The organism is Streptomyces sp. WZ-12, assembly GCF_028898845.1.
Classification (GTDB): Bacteria; Actinomycetota; Actinomycetes; order Streptomycetales; family Streptomycetaceae; genus Streptomyces.
This window is the reverse complement of record NZ_CP118574.1, coordinates 800,395-818,443: the sequence shown is the minus strand read 5'-3', so window position 1 is coordinate 818,443 and position 18,049 is coordinate 800,395. Positions and strand designations below refer to the sequence as shown.

Sequence of the window (18,049 nt, the reverse complement as noted above, 5' to 3'; positions counted from 1 at the left end):
CGCGGCCCAAGTGAGCAGGTTTCAGGCCCGTGTTGACGGACTACTCGGCCATGCGGCGGCTGATGAGTTCCAAGAGGCGGAGGACCGCCGCGTCCGCCTCGGGGCGGCGCACGGCGACCACGGTGGTCTCCAGGCGCCGTGACGCGCCGTGGAGCATGACGAAGGAGACGCCGGGGACGGCGAAGTCCCGCAGGCGTTCGGGCAACAGGGCGATGCACAGTCCGGAGGCCACATAGCTGAACAGGCCGGTGAGGTCGTCGGCCACCGCGCGGCCCCGGGGCGTGAACCCGGCTTCGCTACAGGCGAGTTGAATCTGCTGGGCCAGCACCGGGAGCTGTGTGGCGTCCGGCAGGACGAAGTCCTCGTTGCCCAACGAGCCCAGGTTGATCTCGTCGGCGTCGGCCAGCGGGTGGTCGTGCGGCACCGCGGCGATGATCCGCTCGACGGCGAAGTCGTGCCTGGTGAGCTCGTCTGACAGGCGTGAGGGGTCGCGCAGGAACCCGAGGTCCAGGGTGCCGGAGCGGACCATCTCGGCGACGGCGGCGGAGGAGTCCTGATGCAGATGGATGCGAAGTCCTGGCAACTCCTCGGCCGCGGCGCGCAGGAGTCCCGGAAGGTAGTGGTGACTGAGGATGCTCACGTACCCCACCCGGACGTCTCCCGCCAGGCCGCTCGCGATGCGTCGGGCCCGCCCGATGGCCGCGGACTGTGCGTCGAGGAGTCGCCGGGCGTCCACGGCGAAGGCTTCCCCCGCCGCGGTGAGACGGACGCCGCCCGGGCTGCGCTCGAACAGCCGCACGGCCAGGCCGCGTTCCAGGCGCTGGATCGACTGGCTCAGCGGCGGTTGGCTCATGGAAAGCCGCTCCGCGGCACGACCGAAGTGCTTCTCCTCGGCCACCACCAAAAACTGCTCCAGCAACCGTTTCGTCAGGCTGATATCGTCCATCATATCGGTCATGGCTGGATCATATAGTTGGCAGACATAGTCGTGGTCGGGCGCTCATGATGGTGCCGGTGTCGGATTGCTGGACTGGGGTTGGCCCGCCCGCGGATCCCGTGACCAGGGCGCTTTGTCGGCAGGGGCGAATGTGGATCTACTTCTCACCCGGGCCGCACCTCGGCTAGTGGAAAGAATGCCAAAAGGACGCGATAAGCGTATTTTCCGAGCGGCCTGGTGGTGAGTTTACCGGGGCGGGTGTGCCGTTACCGGAGCTGGGGCGAATCTTTATTCACGATACCTGCCGCTTCGGCTGCTTTGCGCCAGTCCGGGCGAGCGTTTATGGGCGCACCACTCAAGCCTAGAGTTCTTGATTGTGTGCATTGATAAGTATTCATTGATTTGAGCTAGCTATGTCCCAATAGTTGCTTTTGTCTTACTTTGCGGGAGTGGATGGTGTGGTGGACTTCCGGGCTTTGGTGAGTTCGGGAGGGCGCGGAAGGGCAGGTGGTGGACGCTGTGTCATGTTGCGTCATGTCGTGGCCAAACCTTTTTGGTGGCGCGAGTTTGATCGTTTTCTATTCTGCGTAAGTGTGCAATTTTGGTTGGCCTGCACCTGGCTGGCTTGCCAACGGTATAGACCCTACGTTCTTCAACGATCGCGTTCAGTTGGATCAGAAAGGGGGAGGCTGTGTGCGGGAAACTTGGTCCGGCGCCCGACTTCTGTCGGAACTGATCCGAGATGAATGTTCGAGGTCGTGCGATGGGTCGCGGATGGGTCGTCGTGCGGTTTCCTCGGTTGCGTCGTCGGCTGGTCGGTGAAAGCTGGGAGCGCAGTGTTCCCGTGGGTGCGGGGGAGTTGCTGTGTCCTCGTGTGAGGATTTCCGGCCTCGGTTAGGGGCGGGGGGCCGGGCGTCTTCGCCGTGCGGGGAGAGTGGCCCCGGAAAACGGTGAGCGGCTCCATCGACGGCTGCGCGGGGCAGGCGCGAGGTGTCGATGCGGCGCATCGTCGGGGTGGTCCACGGTCGGTGCGACCTGGTGCGATGCGGATGAGCCCGCCGATCGGGCCGTCGGTGCCCGGTGTGCTGCCGGCGACCGTGCAGGGGAGACCCGGGGCATTCCTGCTCGGACGTGACGCCGGCGCACGGCCTAATGATCGGGCCGGATTCGCGCACGCCAACTCGCCGTGCCACGGCGCGATTTCTGCCGACCGCGTCGCCATGACGCATTGCGGTCGCGTGCTTCGTGAATCGAATTCAGCCCGCAGGTACGGGCATTAGGTGCTCAAGGAGCTCAGGTGGGTAGAGAATCCGCTGATGTCGCGAGAGGTGCGTCGACCGAAACCACGTCGACAGCAAGTGGCGGCAACGGAACGACGGTTGACCTGGAGAAAGACTTTTCCGCGCTACTGGTCGAAGTCATGCGCGTCGAACAAGTGTCGGTCGACGGTCATTTCTTTGACGATCTGGGCGCGGACTCGCTGGTGATGGCACATTTCTGTGCCCGCGTCAGAAAACGCGACGACCTGCCATCGGTATCGATGAAGGACGTCTACAAGCACTCCACGATCCGAAGCCTGGCGGCGGCATTGGCCGATGCCATCCCCGAGCCCGCAGCCGTGTCCACCGCTCATGCGGAGATCCCGGTAGAAGCGCCGCGCCCCGGAAGTACGGTCCGCTATGTGGCGTGTGGCGCCGCGCAGTTGGCGTTCTTCCTGGGGTATTCCTACCTCATCGCGCTCGCCACCACGAGGGGCTACACCTGGGTTTCCAGAGGTTCGGGACCGGTCGGAGTCTACGGGCGGGCCATCGCCTTCGGCAGCGCCGAATTCGTCGGCCTGTGCTCGTTTCCGGTCATGGTCAAGTGGATCCTCATCGGGCGGTGGACGCCCCGCGAGTTCCCGGTCTGGGGAGTGACGTATCTGCGCTTCTGGATCGTGAAGGTGTTGGTGCACGCCAACCCGATAGTGCTGCTCATCGGCAGCCCCGCCTATGTGCTCTATCTCCGGGCCCTCGGCGCGAAGATCGGCAAGCACGTCACGATCCTCTCCCACCATGTCCCCGTCTGCACCGACCTGCTCACCATCGGCACCGGCAGCGTGCTCCGCAAGGACTCGTTCTTCCTCTGCTACCGGGCCCACGCCGGGCGGATCCAGACCGGCACAGTCACCCTCGGCCGCACCGTCTTCATCGGCGAGCGGACCGTGTTGGACATCGACACCGCGATGGGCGACGGGGCCCAACTCGGCCACACCTCCACTCTCCAACGCGGTGAGACCGTGCCGGCCGGCCGACGGTGGCACGGCTCGCCGGCGCAGCCCACGGAGCTCAACTACGTCCGGGTCGCACCGGCCCAGTGCGGCACCCTTCGACGAGCCGCCTTCGGTGTGATCACCCTCGCCAAGACCCTGCTGATCACCGTGCCGTTGACCATCTCGCTCTTCTCCCTGCTCTGGAGCGGCGTGCCCGTGCTGGGAGGCCAGGGCGACCTGGACGAACAGCCTCTCACCTCACCGGTGTTCTACCTCAACGCCCTACTGCTCTCCCTCGTGCTGTTCTTCGGCTTCGTCCTCGTCGGACTGGCGGTGCTGACCACCGTCCCACGCGTGATGCACCGGGTCATCAAGCCCGGCGTGGTGTATCCGCTGTACGGCTTCCGCTACGCGGTGCACCGTTCGGTCGCGCGGATGACCAACCTGAAGTTCTTCATCTGGCTGTTCGGCGACAGTTCCTACATCGTCCACTACCTGCGGAGCCTGGGGTACGACCTCTCCCACGTCGAGCAGACCGGCTCGAACTTCGGTAGCGCCGTACAACACGAGTCACCGTTCTCCAACAGCGTCGGCAGCGGCACGATGGTCGCCGACGGACTGTCCATCATGAACGCCGAGTTCTCCGGCACGTCCTTCAGTGTCGTGCCCACCACGATCGGCAAGCAGAACTTCCTCGGCAACTTCATCGCCTATCCGCCCGGCGGTCGGACCGGCGACAACTGCCTGTTGGCCACCAAGGTGATGGTGCCGCTCGACGGCGAAATCCGGGAGGGCGTGGGGCTGTTGGGCTCGCCGCCCTTTGAGATCCCGCGGACGGTGGAGCGCGACAGCCGCTTCGACCACCTGCGCAGCGGCGACGAACTGCGCAGCCGCCTGGCCGCCAAGAACCGGTACAACCTCCGCACCATGGGCCTGGTCCTACTCATCCGCTGGGTGCACTTCTTCGGCCTGACCGTGCTGAGCGTGGCGACCGCCAGCCGCGAGGACTGGCTCGGCAACGTGCTGGACGCCGGGTTCCTGGTGAGCGCCATGGTCTTCACCGCCGGCTACTACGCCCTGGTCGAACGGTGCCTGACACGGTTCCGCCCGCTACAACCACAGGTGCGCTCCATCTACGACCCGCACTTCTGGCACCAAGAGCGACTGTGGAAGGTGCCCGACACCCACTTCAACGCGTTCAACGGCACCCCGTTCAAGAACGTCCTGTGGCGGATGTTGGGCGTCCGGCTCGGCCGTCGGGTCTTCGACGACGGCTGCTACCTCACCGAACGAACCCTCGCCACCATCGGCGACGACTGCACCCTGAACGCCGGCAGCAAGATCCAGTGCCACTCTCAGGAGGACGGCACCTTCAAGTCCGACCACAGCACGCTCGGCGCCGGATGCACCGTCGGGGTCGGCGCGCTGGTGCACTACGGCGTGACGATGGAAGAGGGCGCCGTACTGGCTGCCGACTCCTTCCTGATGAAGGGCGAAGAGGTACCCCGGAACGCCCGGTGGGCGGGGAACCCCGCCGTGCAGACGCAGGGCAACCGCAGCCAGCGCACGGCACCCACAGACACCGCACCGGCGCCCGGTCCGACGAACGGCAGCCGACCGCCGTTGCGGAACGCCCAACCCCACGGCGCGGCCGTCACCGAGTCCACACCGAGCTGACGGGCACCCCGGACACCGGTCACTCACCCAGCACGACACCCGTCACCATCGCCTCGCCACGGCCGACACGCACGCAGCGCCGCCACGGCACGAACCAACGGAGGAAACGCGATGACCGAGTCCATGGACGACGCACACGAAGTGCCTCTGAACGTCTTGCTGTTGGCCTCCTATACCAAGGTGCTCGCCGCACTCTCCGGAGAGGCGGAGGTCACCACCGGGTACCTCGTCGGCGATGGTGGGCCCGCGGGGCCCAGTTGCTCGGCGCCGCCGCCCAGCGGCGCGCCGCCGCGGAGGCACTGCTGGCGGATTCCCCCGCACCCGCCCCGCCGACGCGGCCCGGGCCGTCCTGGCCACCACCACGGCGCCGACCCCTTCGTGAACCTGAACCACACCACATCGCGGTGAGGGAGGACCCGAGAAGACCACAGCAGACCACGGTGGCACCACACCACCCCTCAGGCACCCATCAGTCGACAACCCGAGAAAGGCATCCGCATGGCCTCGCCCCCTTCAACGATTCCGCTCGACGTGTCCTTGCAAGTCGACGACTTCTTCCACGAACTACGCCGCCATGGCTGACCGGCCGAGACCACTGCCGCCACTGAGGGGGGCATCATGACGGTCATCTCCGTCCCCACGGACTTCAACGTCGAGGACCTCTACGTCGACCTGCGGTCGATGGTGGGGCACGCCCTGTTCCTCAAGTGCGAGGGATTCAACTTCGCCGGCTCGATCAAGCTCAAGGCCGCGACCGAAATGGTGGCGGCCGCCGAGTGGAGCGGCCTTCTCAAGCCGGGTTCGATCCTGGTCGAGTCCTCGTCCGGGAACCTGGGCGTGGCCCTGAGCATCATCGCCGCCAGCAAGGGATACGGCTTCGTCTGCGTGACGGACGCGCGCTGCAACCTCTCGGCGCGTCGGTTCATGGAGGCGATGGGCGGCCAGGTGCACATCATCGCCGAACCGGCCGCCTCCGGTGGGCTGCTCGGCGCGCGGATCGCCCATGTCCAGGCACTGTGCGCCTCCGACGACCGGTACATATGGCTCAACCAATACACCAACGCCGACAACTGGCGGGCCCACTACCGCACCACCGCGCCGACCATCGCCCGTCACTTCCCGCGCCTGGACGTGTTGTTCATCGGCGCGGGCACCACGGGCACGTTGATGGGATGCGCGCGCTATTTCCGGGAGTTGCACCGGCAGGTGAAGATCGTGGCGGTGGACAGCGTCGGCTCGGTGACCTTCGGCGGTGAGCCGGGTCGCCGGATGATCCCCGGCCTGGGCACCAGCGTCCGCCCCGCGCTGCTGGACGAGTCGTTCGTGGACGACGTGATCCGCGTCGAGGAGGCCGACACCGTCCGGGCCTGTCACCGCCTGGCCCGGCGCGGGTTCCTCTTCGGGGGCTCGACCGGCACCGTCGTCAGCGGCGCCCAGGAGTGGTTGGCCAGGCAGTCCGACCCGGACCTCACGGCGGTGGCCATCGCCCCGGATCTCGGCGAGCGCTACCTCGACACCATCTACCAGACCAACTGGCTGCACGCCCTCTACGGTGAGGAGGTGCTCAGCCCCGACACACCGGACACGCTCGCCGCGGACCTCAGATCGGCCTGAGACCTCAGCCGCCGACCCGAGGGGAGCATCGCCGCAGACCCGGTGCCGGCGCCCGGTCCGGTCTCCACACCGGCCGACACGTCAAGACACCGCACCCGCACCGAGTGCTACCCGGCCCCGATCCAACCCAACCCGCCCGTTCGATCCATCCCATCCATCCCGCCCAACTCCATTGCACACGGGCGGTATTACGCGCGGATTTCCCGCTCGTGAAGACCCGGTACATGGAGTGACCGCCCACCCGACGGCAGCCCGTTCACCGCGGAGCGGTCCCACCACGCCGGTCACGGCCGAACTGGCCGCGGCCGGCGCGAACCGTGTCGGGGCCACCCACCGTGACGCGTTCGGCCTGCCGCTGCCTCAGCTCACTACGACACCGTCCGCCTCCGGCTCAACTGCCCATGATGCGGGTGGCGTTCGCCCGAACCCTCCCGAGCAGATCCTGGAGCACCTGCCGCTCATCTGCACTCAGCCCCGTCAACAGTTGCTGCTCGACCTGCTGTTGGACGGGCCACAGGGCGGCAAGCGCCTGCTCGCCCGCCGGGGTGCGGACGTAGGTGTTCTCCTGCCGTTCCAGCCAGCCGCGTTCCGTCAACGGGGCCGTCAGTTCGTCGAGTTCACGGTCGCCCACGCCCAGATCGCGGCGGAGTTCGTCCCCGGGTGTGCGTCGTTCGGCCGTGACCACCATCAACGCGATGACCTGGGCCGAGGAGAGCCCGGCCGCCTCTCGCGCGGCCCGGTCGAGGGCGTCCCGGATGAAGCGCCCGGTGAGCGTGACGTCACGGCCCAGGCTGTTGCGGATGCGTTCGGTCAGCACGGCGAGCACCCTCTTCGTCCGTAGTTCGTACAGGGAAATGCCGGCGGCCACACCGACGTTGAGCGATTCCACCGCCCCGGCCATCGGGATGGCGACCAGCAGGTCCGCCGCTTCGATGACTTCCTGGCTGACCCCCGAGGTCTCGCCCCCGACGACCAGGGCCACCGGGCGCCCGTCGAGCGCGGCCAACGCCTGGAGCTGGCGGCCGCGGGGGCTGGTCGCCACGATCTGGAATCCGGCAGACCGCAGCGCCGCGACGGCCTCGGAAGGCGATGCGAAGCGTCGCGTGCGGGTGGTGAGCACCGTGCCGCGCGAGGCGTCGAGGACCCGGCGGGACGTCACGTCCGTCGTGGGGTTGGTCAGGACCACGTCCTCGATGCCGAGTGCCCGCCCGCTGCGGACGAGCGTGCCCAGGTTGCCCGGATCGGCGACCCCGTCACAGACCAGCGCGAAGTCGCCCCAGGGCGCGGTCACTTCGGCATCCGGCGGGAGCGCCGCGAGCGCCAACCACGCCACCGGGCGCGCGGTGCCGGCCACCTGCCGCAGCACCCCGTCCCGGACCCGGTGCACGGCCACGCCCCGGTCCTGCAACCGCCCGGCCAACCGCTCGTCCTCGGCACTGGAGGCGCCCTCGGCGCGCAACACCTCCCGCAGCGGCGTACCGGCGGCGAGCACCTGCTCGATCAGCGACCGCCCCTCCAACGCGCATGCGCCGGCCGCCGCGCGCCCCGCCCGAGTGCCCAACGTCCGTGCCACGGCGAGCCGTTCGTCCTTGACCGAGGTCGCGACGGGACCCGTACCCCCACTACCGACATCGCCCTCGGACTGGCCGCCGCGCCCCAAGTGTTCCGCGTCTTCACCGTGCCTGTTGGCCCCGGTCCTGTTCCTGGCCCTGCTCACGCTGCGATGCTCTCACAGGGGCCGGCCGGGCCTAATTCAATTCCGCGACCTGGTCCGGGGTTAGGGCCCGGTCGAAGACCTGAACGTTCTTGATGCCGCCGGAGAAGAAGTCGACGGGTCGGCCGTCGAAGGTGGCACGGCCGATGATGAGCGGGCCCGGGGCGGTGTTGGGGTTCGAATCGGTGGCGGTGCCCTGCTGCACGCCGTTGACGTAGAGGTGGAGCCGGTGGGTCGTGGCGTCGCAGACCCCGACCAGATGGGTCCAGGCGTTGAGGGCGGGCGGCTTGCTCGCGAGCGTGCGGACGCCCAGTCGGGAGAACGCCCACCGGTGGTCGGCGCCCGAGTACTGCAGGTAGAACGCGCTGCCGCCGGTGGTGCCTTGACTGACGACGGTGGCGAAGCCGTTGGCGCTGGTGAGGTACGCCCAGGCGGAGATCGTGAAGCTGTGCCCCGGAGTGGTGTCGAGCACCTGGTCGCGCGTGATGATCTGGCTGCTGACGCCGTTGAAGAGCGCGGCACCGCTGTTGCCCACGCCCCAGCGGACGTCGGACGCGGTGCCGTTGTGAGCGCCCGCGGAGTCCGCGGCGGTGGTGCCGGAGCCTTCGTCAAGTCGCCATGCGCCGACGGGTTTTGGGTCGGCGGGCCGGGGCGGGGCCGGGGCCGGTGCGGAGTTCTGTGTGGTGTCGTTGCTGTGGGTCAGAGTCAGGGCCGTGGGGACGCCCACCGCGGCGACGGCGGCCGCGGCGGCAGCCGAGATCAGGAGCACACGGCGACTGGGGCCGCGTCGGGCTGCGGCGCCGGTTGGGCTGGGCTGCGTCGTTGCCGTTCCCGGCGGGGGAGTGAGGAACCCGTAGTGGGAAGCGGTGGGCGTGGGGCCCGTCGTCGGAGTGACGGGAACCGGAGCCGGCGGGGTCGGGGTCCCAAAGCTGGCCGGTGGTGGGGGTTGCGGGGCGATCGGCGGCGGCGTTGCCCCGTCGGTCGGCCGTTGGCCCAGGTAGGCCGTTTCGGTCCGGGCGCCGGGGGTTACCGTGCCGCCGGGGACGGCGCCGTGGGCACCACCCGCTCCCGGTGAGTGCGACGGGTTGCCGGTGTCAACACCCCCGCCTTGGGCGGGAGTTCGGCCGGAGGGTGCCGTGCCGTGCGGCGCCCCGTGTCCGCCGTCGGTCGCGTGCGGTGCGACCGGCGCGGCCGCCCCCGCACCCGCTCCGCACCGGGTCAGTAGCTCCCGGGGCGTGGGCCGTTGGGCGGGGTCCTTGGCCAGGCAGGCGGCGATGAGGGCGCGCAACGCGGGGTCGGCGATCGCGTCGAGTTCGGGGGTGTCGTGGGCGACCCGGTAGAGGAGGGAGGCCAAGTGACCGTTGCCGAACGGGTTTCCGCCGGTGGCTGCGTATGCCAGGACCGTCCCGAGGGAGAAGACGTCGCTGGCCGGACCGATCTCCTCGCCGTTCACCTGCTCCGGCGACATGAATCCCGGCGAGCCGAGCGCGTACCCGGTCACGGTGAGGGAGCTGCCCTCGACGGCGCGGGCGATGCCGAAGTCGATGACCCGCGGGCCGTCTTCGGCCAGCAGCACGTTGGAGGGCTTGAGGTCGCGGTGGATGAGATGGGCGCTGTGGATGGACACCAGCGCCTCGGCGAGCCCGGCGCCCAGGGCGAACACACGGGGCGCGGGCATTGGTCCCCGGTTGGCGACTTCCTTTTCCAGCGAAGGGCCGGCGATGTAACTGGTCACCAGCCAGGGCTTGGCCGCGTCCGGATCGGCGTCGATGACCGGTGCGGTGAACGCCCCGCTGACCGCGCGGGCGGCCTGCACTTCCCTGCGGAACCGTGAGCGGAAGTCCGGCTGGTCGACCAGGGCGGCGTGCACCACCTTGACCGCGACCCGCCGGCCACCGGGCGAGCGCCCGAGGAAGACCCGCCCCATGCCGCCGACGCCCAGCCGCTCCAGCAACTGGTATCCGCCGATGGAACGCGGGTCGTCCGGATCCAGCGCTGCCACAAAACCCTCCCGCGTCGTCGACCCGGTCAGTCTCGGCCGGGCGGCCTCCAGCATAGGGGGCCGCCGCCGCGCCGGGCCGGGCGACCTCTGCCGGTTCGCACGCCTGACCAGGCGTCACGGGCGGCGCGGCGGAACACCGGTACGGCGAACCGGCGGCGTACCGACCCGGGTGGCAGGGCGGGGTCGGCGACGGCCGGCCGCGCGCCGGGTTTCGCGCCGGGTTTCTCTCCGTGCATCGGCTCGTCGAGCGACTTGATGTTCGGGCGGTGACGGACCATGAAGCGGCCGGAGCCCGCGGCAAGGGGTATCTGCTCGACAACCGGCAGGTCGAGGCGGGGGAGCGGTTTGCGGCCCTGTCGGAGTTGTTCGATCCGGTGACGTTCCGGCGGCTGCGGGCGCTGGGGGTTGCGGACGAGTGGAACTGCTGGGAGGTCGGGGCCGGCGGTCCGAGCGTCCCCGCGTGGCTGGCCGAGCGGGTCGGCGCGAACGGCCGGGTACTGGCCACCGATCTCGACACGTCGTGGATGCCGCAGGCCGGGGCGCCGTACGAGGTGGCTCGGCACGACGTGGGTGCCGACGAGGCGCCGGAAGGGCCGTTCGACCTGGTGCACGCCCGGCTCGTCCTGGTACATGTGCCGCAGCGCGAGGCCGCGTTGCGGGCCATGGCGCGGGCCCTGCGGCCCGGCGGATGGCTGCTGGTCGAGGACGCCGATCCGGCGCTGCAACCGCTTGCCTGCCCCGACGAGTACGGCCCTGAGCAGGAGCTCGCGAACCGGATCCGGCGCGGCTTTCGCGCGTTGCTGGCGGAGCGGGGCGCGCAACTCGCCTTCGGACGGACGCTGCCCCGGCTGCTGCGTACGGCCGGATTGGTCGATGTCGAGGCCGATGCGTACTTCCCGATCACGTCGCCGATCGGGAGCGCGCTGGAGGCCGCGACCGTACGGCAGATCCGCGGGCGGCTGATCGAGGCCGGGTTGGCGACGGCCGAGGAGATCGAGGAGCACCTGGCGAACATCGCGTCGGGACATCTCGACACCGCGACGGCGCCGTTGATCTCCGCGTGGGGCCGGAAGCCGGTCGGCTAGCACCGCCGTCCCGTCGCCTCTTTCCGCTGCGCAGGGTGCGGGTCGTTCGTCCCCCGGGGCTTTGCCTCGGGGGATTTTTCGTTCTTGGGGTGGTTGGGGCGAATGCGGCGATAGCGGTGAATGCGGATGCGTGCGTGTGCGGGAACGGGCCTTGGCGGCCGCTGAGTTCCCTCGGCAACGAGGCGGAGCTCGAACGAAAACCGCTCCGTCCGAAACCGCTCCGTCCAAAACGGCTCCGGCCGAAAGTGAACGTCACGTGGGTCGTCACGGGAGGGGGTGCTCGCGCTCCGAACTGCAGTGGGTTAGGTTAGGCAAACCTAAGTAGCCCACTGCTCGCTCTGGGAGAAGCCGGATGCCTTCATCTCGTGCCCGCGCCATCACGCCGACCGCCGCCGAGCGCGTCCGCTCGATCCTGACCGTCTCCCACTCCATGACCGTGGTGAGCGACGGGCTCCGCAGCGAAGTCCACCGTCTCAACGGTGCTGGGAGCACGGGCCTGTTCCACCTGCACGCCCCGGGCGAGGGCTCCGACGCCGCCTCGACCGGACGTGTCCCGGTCCGCTTGGAACTCACCGACATCGCCCCCACCCCCGTGCGCGACCGGCTGCGTGCCCGGGTCACGCTGGCCGGGCTCCTGGCGGCCCCGTACGACCCCCAGTCCGAGCAGAGCGCGTGCCTGGAGTTCGGCCAGGCCGTCCTGGAAGACGCGGCGGGACGCAGCTACGTCACGCTCCAGGAACTGGAGCGCACCGAACCCGACCCGCTGGCGAAGGCCGAGGCGGAGATGCTGACCCACCTCGTCGACGCACACGCCGAACTCGTCCCGCTCCTGCTCCGGCTCGTCCGCCCGGTCCCCAACGACGGTGTGCAGCGCGCGCTTCCGGTGGCCATGGACCGCTACGGGATCACCCTCCGCCTCGAATACCCCAGCTCCCACCGCGACGTCCGCCTGCCCTTCACCACTCCGGTGACCCGCATCGAACAGGTCGGTCCCCAGATCCACGCCCTCTCGGCCACGGCCCGCCGCATTTCCCACACCAGTCACCTCCTGGCGTGAGCGCGCGCAGCGTCGGCCGCCTTGGGCCGGGCTGCACCGCAAGGGGAGTCGCCGGGCGTTCCGTCCGACTCGGGCCGCGGGCAGCGGTGGAGTCAACGGGCCTAAGGAATCCAGGGGTTGACGCTGGCGGCCGCCTCGGCGCTGCGCTTGACGGGCGCTAGGTGGGCGGCGGCCACGGCGGTGGTGAGTCGAGCGGCCCGGGGCGCGCGGAACGGGGCCGTGCACGCTTCCTCGTTGCCTGTCGCGCTGCTGCGGGCAGTGTCCTGCGGTGTGGTGCCGTATTCCGCCATGATCTTTGACCTTTCTGGCGTCCGATTGTCGCCGGCCCACATCCTGCAACGATCACCGATACGTTGACCGGAAAATCAGCCAAGTTCCCTCCTACGGGGGTGGGTTGGCGTGAAACGGGCCCCGGCGTGGCCTGGGACGTTCTTGCGCCGTGTGCACGGAAGGTGACGGTTTCCTGGCACGATGGCGGCCCAGTGGGGCACGGCGTGCAAAGCGGCCTTCTGGCGCGCGGGCCGTTGCCTCGGATCGCGGCGCCGCGCCGTCCACGGAATGCATACGCATACGCATGCGACCGCGCTCGAAAGACTTGTCCGGCGGCCATGACGTTCGCCGGACCGGCCCCGTTTCCGCGTCGGGAAAGGCCGGAACTGAGGCACCGAACACGGTTGATCGGAGCACCCATTGGCCAAGGAGTCAGCCGCCGTCGCGCTGCTCGTCGGCACCCCGCGGGCGTCGGGTGGCCGGCCCCGGGCGTGGTCAGGCCGTTGTAGTTGCCCGGGGTTGGGTCGACGTCAGGTAGGAGACGGCCACCTGTTCGGCGTGCGGGGCGAGCAGGGCCCGGAGTTCGTCGGCCGCGGTCTTGACGAGGTGCCCGTCGCGGTCGGCGTGGAGGGTTTCGAGGACGAAGACGACGTGGGCGGAGTCCTCGGTGACGCGGGTGCGGTGGGAGTCGCGGTGGTTCCAGTGGCGGGTGAGGACGTCGGTGGTGTCCGCGTAGATGACCTCGCCTGGCTTGGGGTGCTCGACGGTGTCCGGCTCGCCGAGCGGGGTGAAGGACTCGGTGCCGTGCGCGGGGCGGATCTCGATGTCGCCGGTCACCCGGTCGAGGTCGAAGGCGCCGGCGGGCAGGCCGTGCCGGACGGAGACGGCGTTGTAGGAGTCGACGGCCGGGTTGATGCGCGGCAGCGCGCCCTTCTTGGCGAGGCGGCGGCCGAGTGCGTCGACGCTGGGACGGATGCGGCGGGGGTTGGTACCGAAGGAGCGGTAGGCGGTGTGCCATGCCTGGATTCGGGGATCCGCCTCGTCGGCCGGCTGCCAGGCACCATCGGCGAGCTGCCGCTCCAGGTGCTCCAGGGCGGCGGCGGTGTCGGGCCAGGCATCGTGGCCGCGCAGGCCGCTCGCGGTGACCAGGGCGATGAGGGTGTCGGGGAAGGCTTCTGCGACGGCGGGGGCAATGCGGACGGCGGGCATCGACGAACTCCGTTTCCGTTGGGGTGTCTTGAGCGGGTGGGAAGACTTGAGGGCTTGAAGGCTTGGGGACTTGAGGGACGGGGCTTTTGGTGGCCGTTCCCATAACGGGGCCGTGCCGGGCTAGTTGGGCCGTGGAGCCCGCTCACGTCAGGGCGAGGAGGCCGACGGCGACGGCGGCGGTGCCCAGGCCGATGAGTTGGCCGCGGTGGATGCGTTCGGCGAGTACGCCGCGGGCGAGCAGGACCGTGCCGGCCGGGTAGAGGGCGGTGATCACGGCGACGACGGTCAGGTCCCCGCTGCGGGCGGCGAGCAGGAAGAGCAGGTTCGCGAGGGAGTCCAACACGCCGGCGGTCGCCGACACCGCGTACGCGGGCCGTTCGGCGCCCAGTCTGCGGCGCATCAGTCCCGCCGCGGTCAGGGTGACGGCCGAGGAGACCGCCCTGCCGACGATCAGCGGCGCCACTCCGCTGTCGGACGGTGCCTGGTGCAGGCAGACGAGTTGGAGGGCGATGGCGGCACCCGCGCCGAAGGCCAGCAGCAATGCCGTGCGCGAGGGGCGCGCCGAGCCGGCGCCGTGTCCGGCGCTGATCAACACCACCGCCATCAGCGCCAGCGGCAGTCCCACCAGTCCGGCGATGGCCAGGCGCTCACCCTGCACCAGGCCGACGGTGACGGGCAGCGCGGCGGACACCAGCGCGGTCACCGGCGAGAGCACGTTCATCGGGCCGATCGCCAGGGTGCGGTAGAGCAGGGCGAACGCGGCGGCGGAGGCGACGCCTGACGCCGCGCCCCAGGCGAGAGCCGCGGTGCTGAACGAGGCGCCGAGCACGGGCCACAGCAGCAGTTCGACCGCGAGACTGGCCGGAGCGGCGATCATCACGGTGCGCAGCACATGCGCCTTGCGGGCGCCGAGCCCACCGAGGAAGTCAGCGCACCCGTAGGCGAGTGAGCTACCGAGGGCCAGCAGCAGAGCGATCACAGCACATTCCCTTACCGTTCAGCGGAGCGACCACACCGTACAATGGAACGACCGGCCGATGTCAACCAAACGACCGGGCGGTACATTGAAATGGTCAAACGGTGAGGATGGTGATCAGGTGGCCGAGACAGCCGCCGCCCTGCGGACGGTCGCGCACAACGTCAAGGCGGCCCGGGCCCGTGCGGGACTGTCCCTGGACGAGCTCAGCCGGCGCGCTCAGGTCAGCAAGGGGGCTCTGGTGGGACTGGAGAAGGCCCAGGGCAATCCCAACCTGGCCACCCTGGTCAGGCTGGCCGACACCCTCGGCATCTCGGTGTCCGCCCTGATGCAGGGACCGCCCGAGGGGCACATCCGGATCGTGGCCGCGGACAACGTGGCGCCACTGTGGACCGGCAGACAGGGCAGCCAGGCCCGGCTCATGCTCACCACCTCGGGCCCGGCCCCCGTCGAGGTCTGGCGCTGGCAACTCGAACCGGACGAGGAATACCCCAGTCACCCCCACCAGCCCGGAGTCGTGGAGTCCGTCAGCGTCACCGCCGGCCGGATGACCCTGGTCGTCGACGGCACCGAGCACACCGTCGAAGCCGGCCAGACCGCCACGTTCGACGGCGACGCCCCCCACGCCTACCGAGGCGCGGGCACCGGAACCTGCCACCTGATCATGACGGTCCACCTGCCGCCCGGCCCGAATCCCACAGGCTGACAACCGAGTTGCGGACCCGCGTTGCGATCCTCGTCCCGCAACTGGCCCTGTGGTTGCGGCGGAGCTCATGCAACGCATACAACCAGTCACATGACATTGAGTTGGAAACTGGTCATCGACAGCACGAACGCGCCTGCGCTCGCGGACTTCTGGGCCGCGGCGCTGGGCTACGAGGTGGAGGACCCCGGCGCCCTGATCGAGCAGTTGCTGGCCGCCGGGCACATCGGCGAGGAGGCGATCGCCGAGCACCGCGGCCGCAAGACCTTCCGTGGCTACGCGGCCGTCCGCCACCCCGAGGACCCGTTCGACGCGACCAGCGGCGTCGGCCGCGGGCGCCGACTGCTCTTCCAGGAAGTGCCCGAGGGCAAGATCGGTAAGAACCGCCTGCACATCGACGTCCACAGCGAGCCCGGTGCGTCCGGCGGCCGCGACGAGTTGGTGGCACGACTGGAGGGACTGGGCGCGACCCGCGTCCGCGAGGTGAACCAGGGCCCGGCCGGTCACTGGTGGATCATGCAGGACCCGGAAGGCAACGAGTTCTGCGTCTCGTAGGGCCGATGGCCGTCGCGGCCGGGGGTGTTCGGACGCAGTCCGGTCCGCCGTTCCCGGCCGCGCGCCAGTCAGGACGCCGCGTGGACCTGTGCCCGTAGCCCTTGGGCGTATGCCTGCGCGGCCTCCAGGTCGACGGTGTTGGGGCGCCCCTTGTTGATGCCACCGACGATCTTGAACGGCAGCCAGGTGTCGTAGGCGCGGCACGAGAAGCTGCTGCTCACCTCGAACCCCTTCTGTTCGAGAAGCCGGACGAGGGGGCGGGTGAAGGGCCGGAACGGCAGTTCGGGCAGGCCGCTGGTGGCGAACACAAAAGCCTTGCCCCGCGCGGCTGTTGGCAGTGTCTGGACGAATTGGCGCAGTCGGGGATGGAACTGCATGGAGAAGATCCCCGAGCCGAATCCCACCAGGTCGTAGGTGGCGAGTTCGGCCACATCGACCTCATCGGGGTCGACGACGGGGGCTTGCAGGATCTGCCCCATGACGTCGGCGACCCGCTTCGTGTTGCCGTGGGACACGGAGGTGCACACGATGATGGCCTTCACGATGATGCTCCTTCGGTTGCGCGACGTGGCGTCGCGCCGGATGATCCGCGGTCTTGGCGTTGCGTCGATTTGGCGATGCCGGTGGTGCGTTCGTCAAGGGGGGCGAGGGGTTTGTCTTCCCCAACGAGGCGCCCGCGCCCACCGGGTGACGGTTGCGGCTACGACTGTGCCTGTGACTGTGTCTGTGCTTGTGTGCGCGAGGCCGCGGGTGCGGGTGCGGGCGTGGTCGGTGTCGGGCCGGAGAGCCACCGGTAGGTGCCCGCATGCCGCATCGACGCCACGGTGAACCGACAGACGCGTTCCTTGAGCACGGCCGCGGCCCGCCCCGAGAAGGCGAGGTCCCGAGGGGTGTCGTCCCGGTGCGCGGCCTGGATGAACCCGTCGCGCCGCCCGAGGCTGATCCCCTGCCCGACCATGCCGATCGAGAGCGGAGCCGGCCGTTCGCCCCGTATCAGCGCCAGGACGGTGTCGGCGCCGTGGGCGCCCATGGGCATCGCTGCCTGGCAGCTCATCCGGAGGTGACTGCCGACGCCCTCGGGCGGCGCAACCGCGTCGCCGGCACCGACGATCCGCTCATGGCCGACGCAGACCAGGGCGTCGTCCGTGCGCAGGCGCCCGTCGGCGGTCACCGGCAGGCCACTGCGCAACGCCAGGTCCGGCACCTCGAACGAGCCGGCCCAGACCGTGCACTCACTCGGCACCCAACCGGCGTCGGTCTGCACGCCGTCGGGGCGGACACCAGTCACCCGTACCCCGGTGCGCAGCACGACCCCGGCGTTGACCAACTTGCGCTGGATGCGGGCCCGGCTCGATGCCGGCAACCACGCGGCAACCGACGGCGAGACCAACTCGACCGTCAACGACGGGTAGGAATAGGCGATTTCGGCGGCGCTCTCGATCCCGGTCAGTCCGCCACCGACGATCACCACGCGTGCCCCGGCAGCCAGGCTCCGCAGTCGTGTGCGCAGCGCCTCGGCGCCGTCGAGGTCGGCGATACCGTACGCGTGCTCCCGCCCGGCCGTGCCGTGGGCCGTCGTGCTGCCCACCGCGTACAGCAGATAGTCGAATTCGAGCGCGTCACCGTCGTCGAGCCGGACCGATCGCTCGGCGACCGTCTCCACCGTCGCCACCCGCAGCCGCACCCCACCGCGCAGCAGCTCGCGGAGCGGCCGCACCGCTTCAGACACACCCGCCGCGTGCTCGTGCAGCCGGACGCGTTCCACGAACTCCGGCCGCGGATTGACCACCGTCACCGTCACGCCCTGCCGCCCCGCGGCCGCGAGGCGGTTCGCGGCCACCACACCTGCGTAGCCCGCGCCGACAACCACTACTCGTGCCAACACCCACACCTCCGATCGTGTCGAGCTCACGCCGGGTGGACGCCGCAGGGTCGGCGACTGTGACATCGGAGCGGTGTGGCTCCGGTCACAGGCGTTCCGTAGCCGTTCGTTCCGTAG

Annotated in this window: 15 protein-coding genes; 7 read left to right on the top strand and 8 right to left on the bottom strand. The window is 69.7% G+C overall.

What is annotated here, in order from left to right:
* Positions 1-40: 40 nt before the first annotated feature.
* Positions 41-958 (bottom strand): LysR family transcriptional regulator, encoded by a 918-nt coding sequence (locus tag PV796_RS03175; RefSeq protein WP_274911275.1) that lies wholly within the window; start codon positions 956-958, stop codon positions 41-43.
* A gap of 1,276 nt (positions 959-2,234) precedes the next feature.
* Between PV796_RS03175 and PV796_RS03170 the strand changes: the two genes are divergently transcribed.
* From PV796_RS03170 to sbnA, 3 genes are all read left to right on the top strand, one after another.
* Positions 2,235-4,865: a Pls/PosA family non-ribosomal peptide synthetase gene (locus PV796_RS03170; protein WP_446750555.1), complete on the top strand. Its 2,631-nt coding sequence runs from the start codon at positions 2,235-2,237 to the stop codon at positions 4,863-4,865.
* Between the two features lie 111 nt (positions 4,866-4,976).
* Entirely contained in the window at positions 4,977-5,273 is a 297-nt protein-coding gene (locus PV796_RS03165; RefSeq protein ID WP_274911274.1) for a hypothetical protein, read from the top strand.
* A 210-nt stretch (positions 5,274-5,483) separates the two neighbouring features.
* Positions 5,484-6,479, top strand: coding sequence for a 2,3-diaminopropionate biosynthesis protein SbnA (gene sbnA / locus PV796_RS03160; RefSeq protein WP_274911273.1), 996 nt, complete (start codon positions 5,484-5,486; stop codon positions 6,477-6,479).
* 391 nt (positions 6,480-6,870) lie between these two features.
* On the opposite strand, the gene PV796_RS03155 is transcribed toward sbnA, so the two are convergent.
* Positions 6,871-8,196: a TrmH family RNA methyltransferase gene (locus tag PV796_RS03155; protein ID WP_274911272.1), complete on the bottom strand. Its 1,326-nt coding sequence runs from the start codon at positions 8,194-8,196 to the stop codon at positions 6,871-6,873.
* 31 nt (positions 8,197-8,227) lie between these two features.
* Entirely contained in the window at positions 8,228-10,195 is a 1,968-nt protein-coding gene (locus tag PV796_RS03150) for a protein kinase domain-containing protein (RefSeq protein ID WP_274911271.1), read from the bottom strand.
* Between the two features lie 266 nt (positions 10,196-10,461).
* Between PV796_RS03150 and PV796_RS03145 the strand changes: the two genes are divergently transcribed.
* Both PV796_RS03145 and PV796_RS03140 read left to right on the top strand, forming a co-directional pair.
* On the top strand, positions 10,462-11,280 hold the full coding sequence (locus PV796_RS03145; RefSeq protein ID WP_274911270.1) for a methyltransferase domain-containing protein: 819 nt from the start codon (positions 10,462-10,464) through the stop codon (positions 11,278-11,280).
* A 352-nt stretch (positions 11,281-11,632) separates the two neighbouring features.
* Positions 11,633-12,337 carry a DUF2470 domain-containing protein gene (locus tag PV796_RS03140; protein WP_274911269.1) on the top strand — a complete coding sequence of 235 codons (705 nt, stop codon included), beginning with the start codon at positions 11,633-11,635 and terminating at the stop codon, positions 12,335-12,337.
* A gap of 101 nt (positions 12,338-12,438) precedes the next feature.
* Here PV796_RS03140 and PV796_RS03135 read toward each other — a convergent pair whose 3' ends face one another.
* From PV796_RS03135 to PV796_RS03125, 3 genes are all read right to left on the bottom strand, one after another.
* Positions 12,439-12,627 carry a hypothetical protein gene (locus tag PV796_RS03135; RefSeq protein ID WP_274911267.1) on the bottom strand — a complete coding sequence of 63 codons (189 nt, stop codon included), beginning with the start codon at positions 12,625-12,627 and terminating at the stop codon, positions 12,439-12,441.
* Positions 12,628-13,102: 475 nt separating this feature from the next.
* A complete protein-coding gene (locus tag PV796_RS03130; protein ID WP_274911266.1) occupies positions 13,103-13,816 on the bottom strand; it encodes a B3/B4 domain-containing protein in 714 nt (237 codons plus the stop codon).
* A gap of 142 nt (positions 13,817-13,958) precedes the next feature.
* Positions 13,959-14,795, bottom strand: coding sequence for an EamA family transporter (locus PV796_RS03125; protein ID WP_274911265.1), 837 nt, complete (start codon positions 14,793-14,795; stop codon positions 13,959-13,961).
* A 118-nt stretch (positions 14,796-14,913) separates the two neighbouring features.
* Here PV796_RS03125 and PV796_RS03120 point away from each other — a divergent pair, with 118 nt between their 5' ends.
* Together PV796_RS03120 and PV796_RS03115 are read left to right on the top strand one after the other, a co-directional pair.
* Positions 14,914-15,498, top strand: a complete 585-nt coding sequence (locus PV796_RS03120; RefSeq protein ID WP_274911264.1) for a helix-turn-helix domain-containing protein — start codon at positions 14,914-14,916, stop codon at positions 15,496-15,498.
* Positions 15,499-15,588: 90 nt separating this feature from the next.
* A complete protein-coding gene (locus tag PV796_RS03115) occupies positions 15,589-16,050 on the top strand; it encodes a VOC family protein (RefSeq protein ID WP_274911263.1) in 462 nt (153 codons plus the stop codon).
* Between the two features lie 68 nt (positions 16,051-16,118).
* Here PV796_RS03115 and PV796_RS03110 read toward each other — a convergent pair whose 3' ends face one another.
* Together PV796_RS03110 and PV796_RS03105 are read right to left on the bottom strand one after the other, a co-directional pair.
* Positions 16,119-16,592 carry a flavodoxin family protein gene (locus tag PV796_RS03110; RefSeq protein WP_274911262.1) on the bottom strand — a complete coding sequence of 158 codons (474 nt, stop codon included), beginning with the start codon at positions 16,590-16,592 and terminating at the stop codon, positions 16,119-16,121.
* Positions 16,593-16,750: 158 nt separating this feature from the next.
* Positions 16,751-17,935 (bottom strand): NAD(P)/FAD-dependent oxidoreductase, encoded by a 1,185-nt coding sequence (locus PV796_RS03105; protein WP_274911261.1) that lies wholly within the window; start codon positions 17,933-17,935, stop codon positions 16,751-16,753.
* Positions 17,936-18,049: the final 114 nt, after the last annotated feature.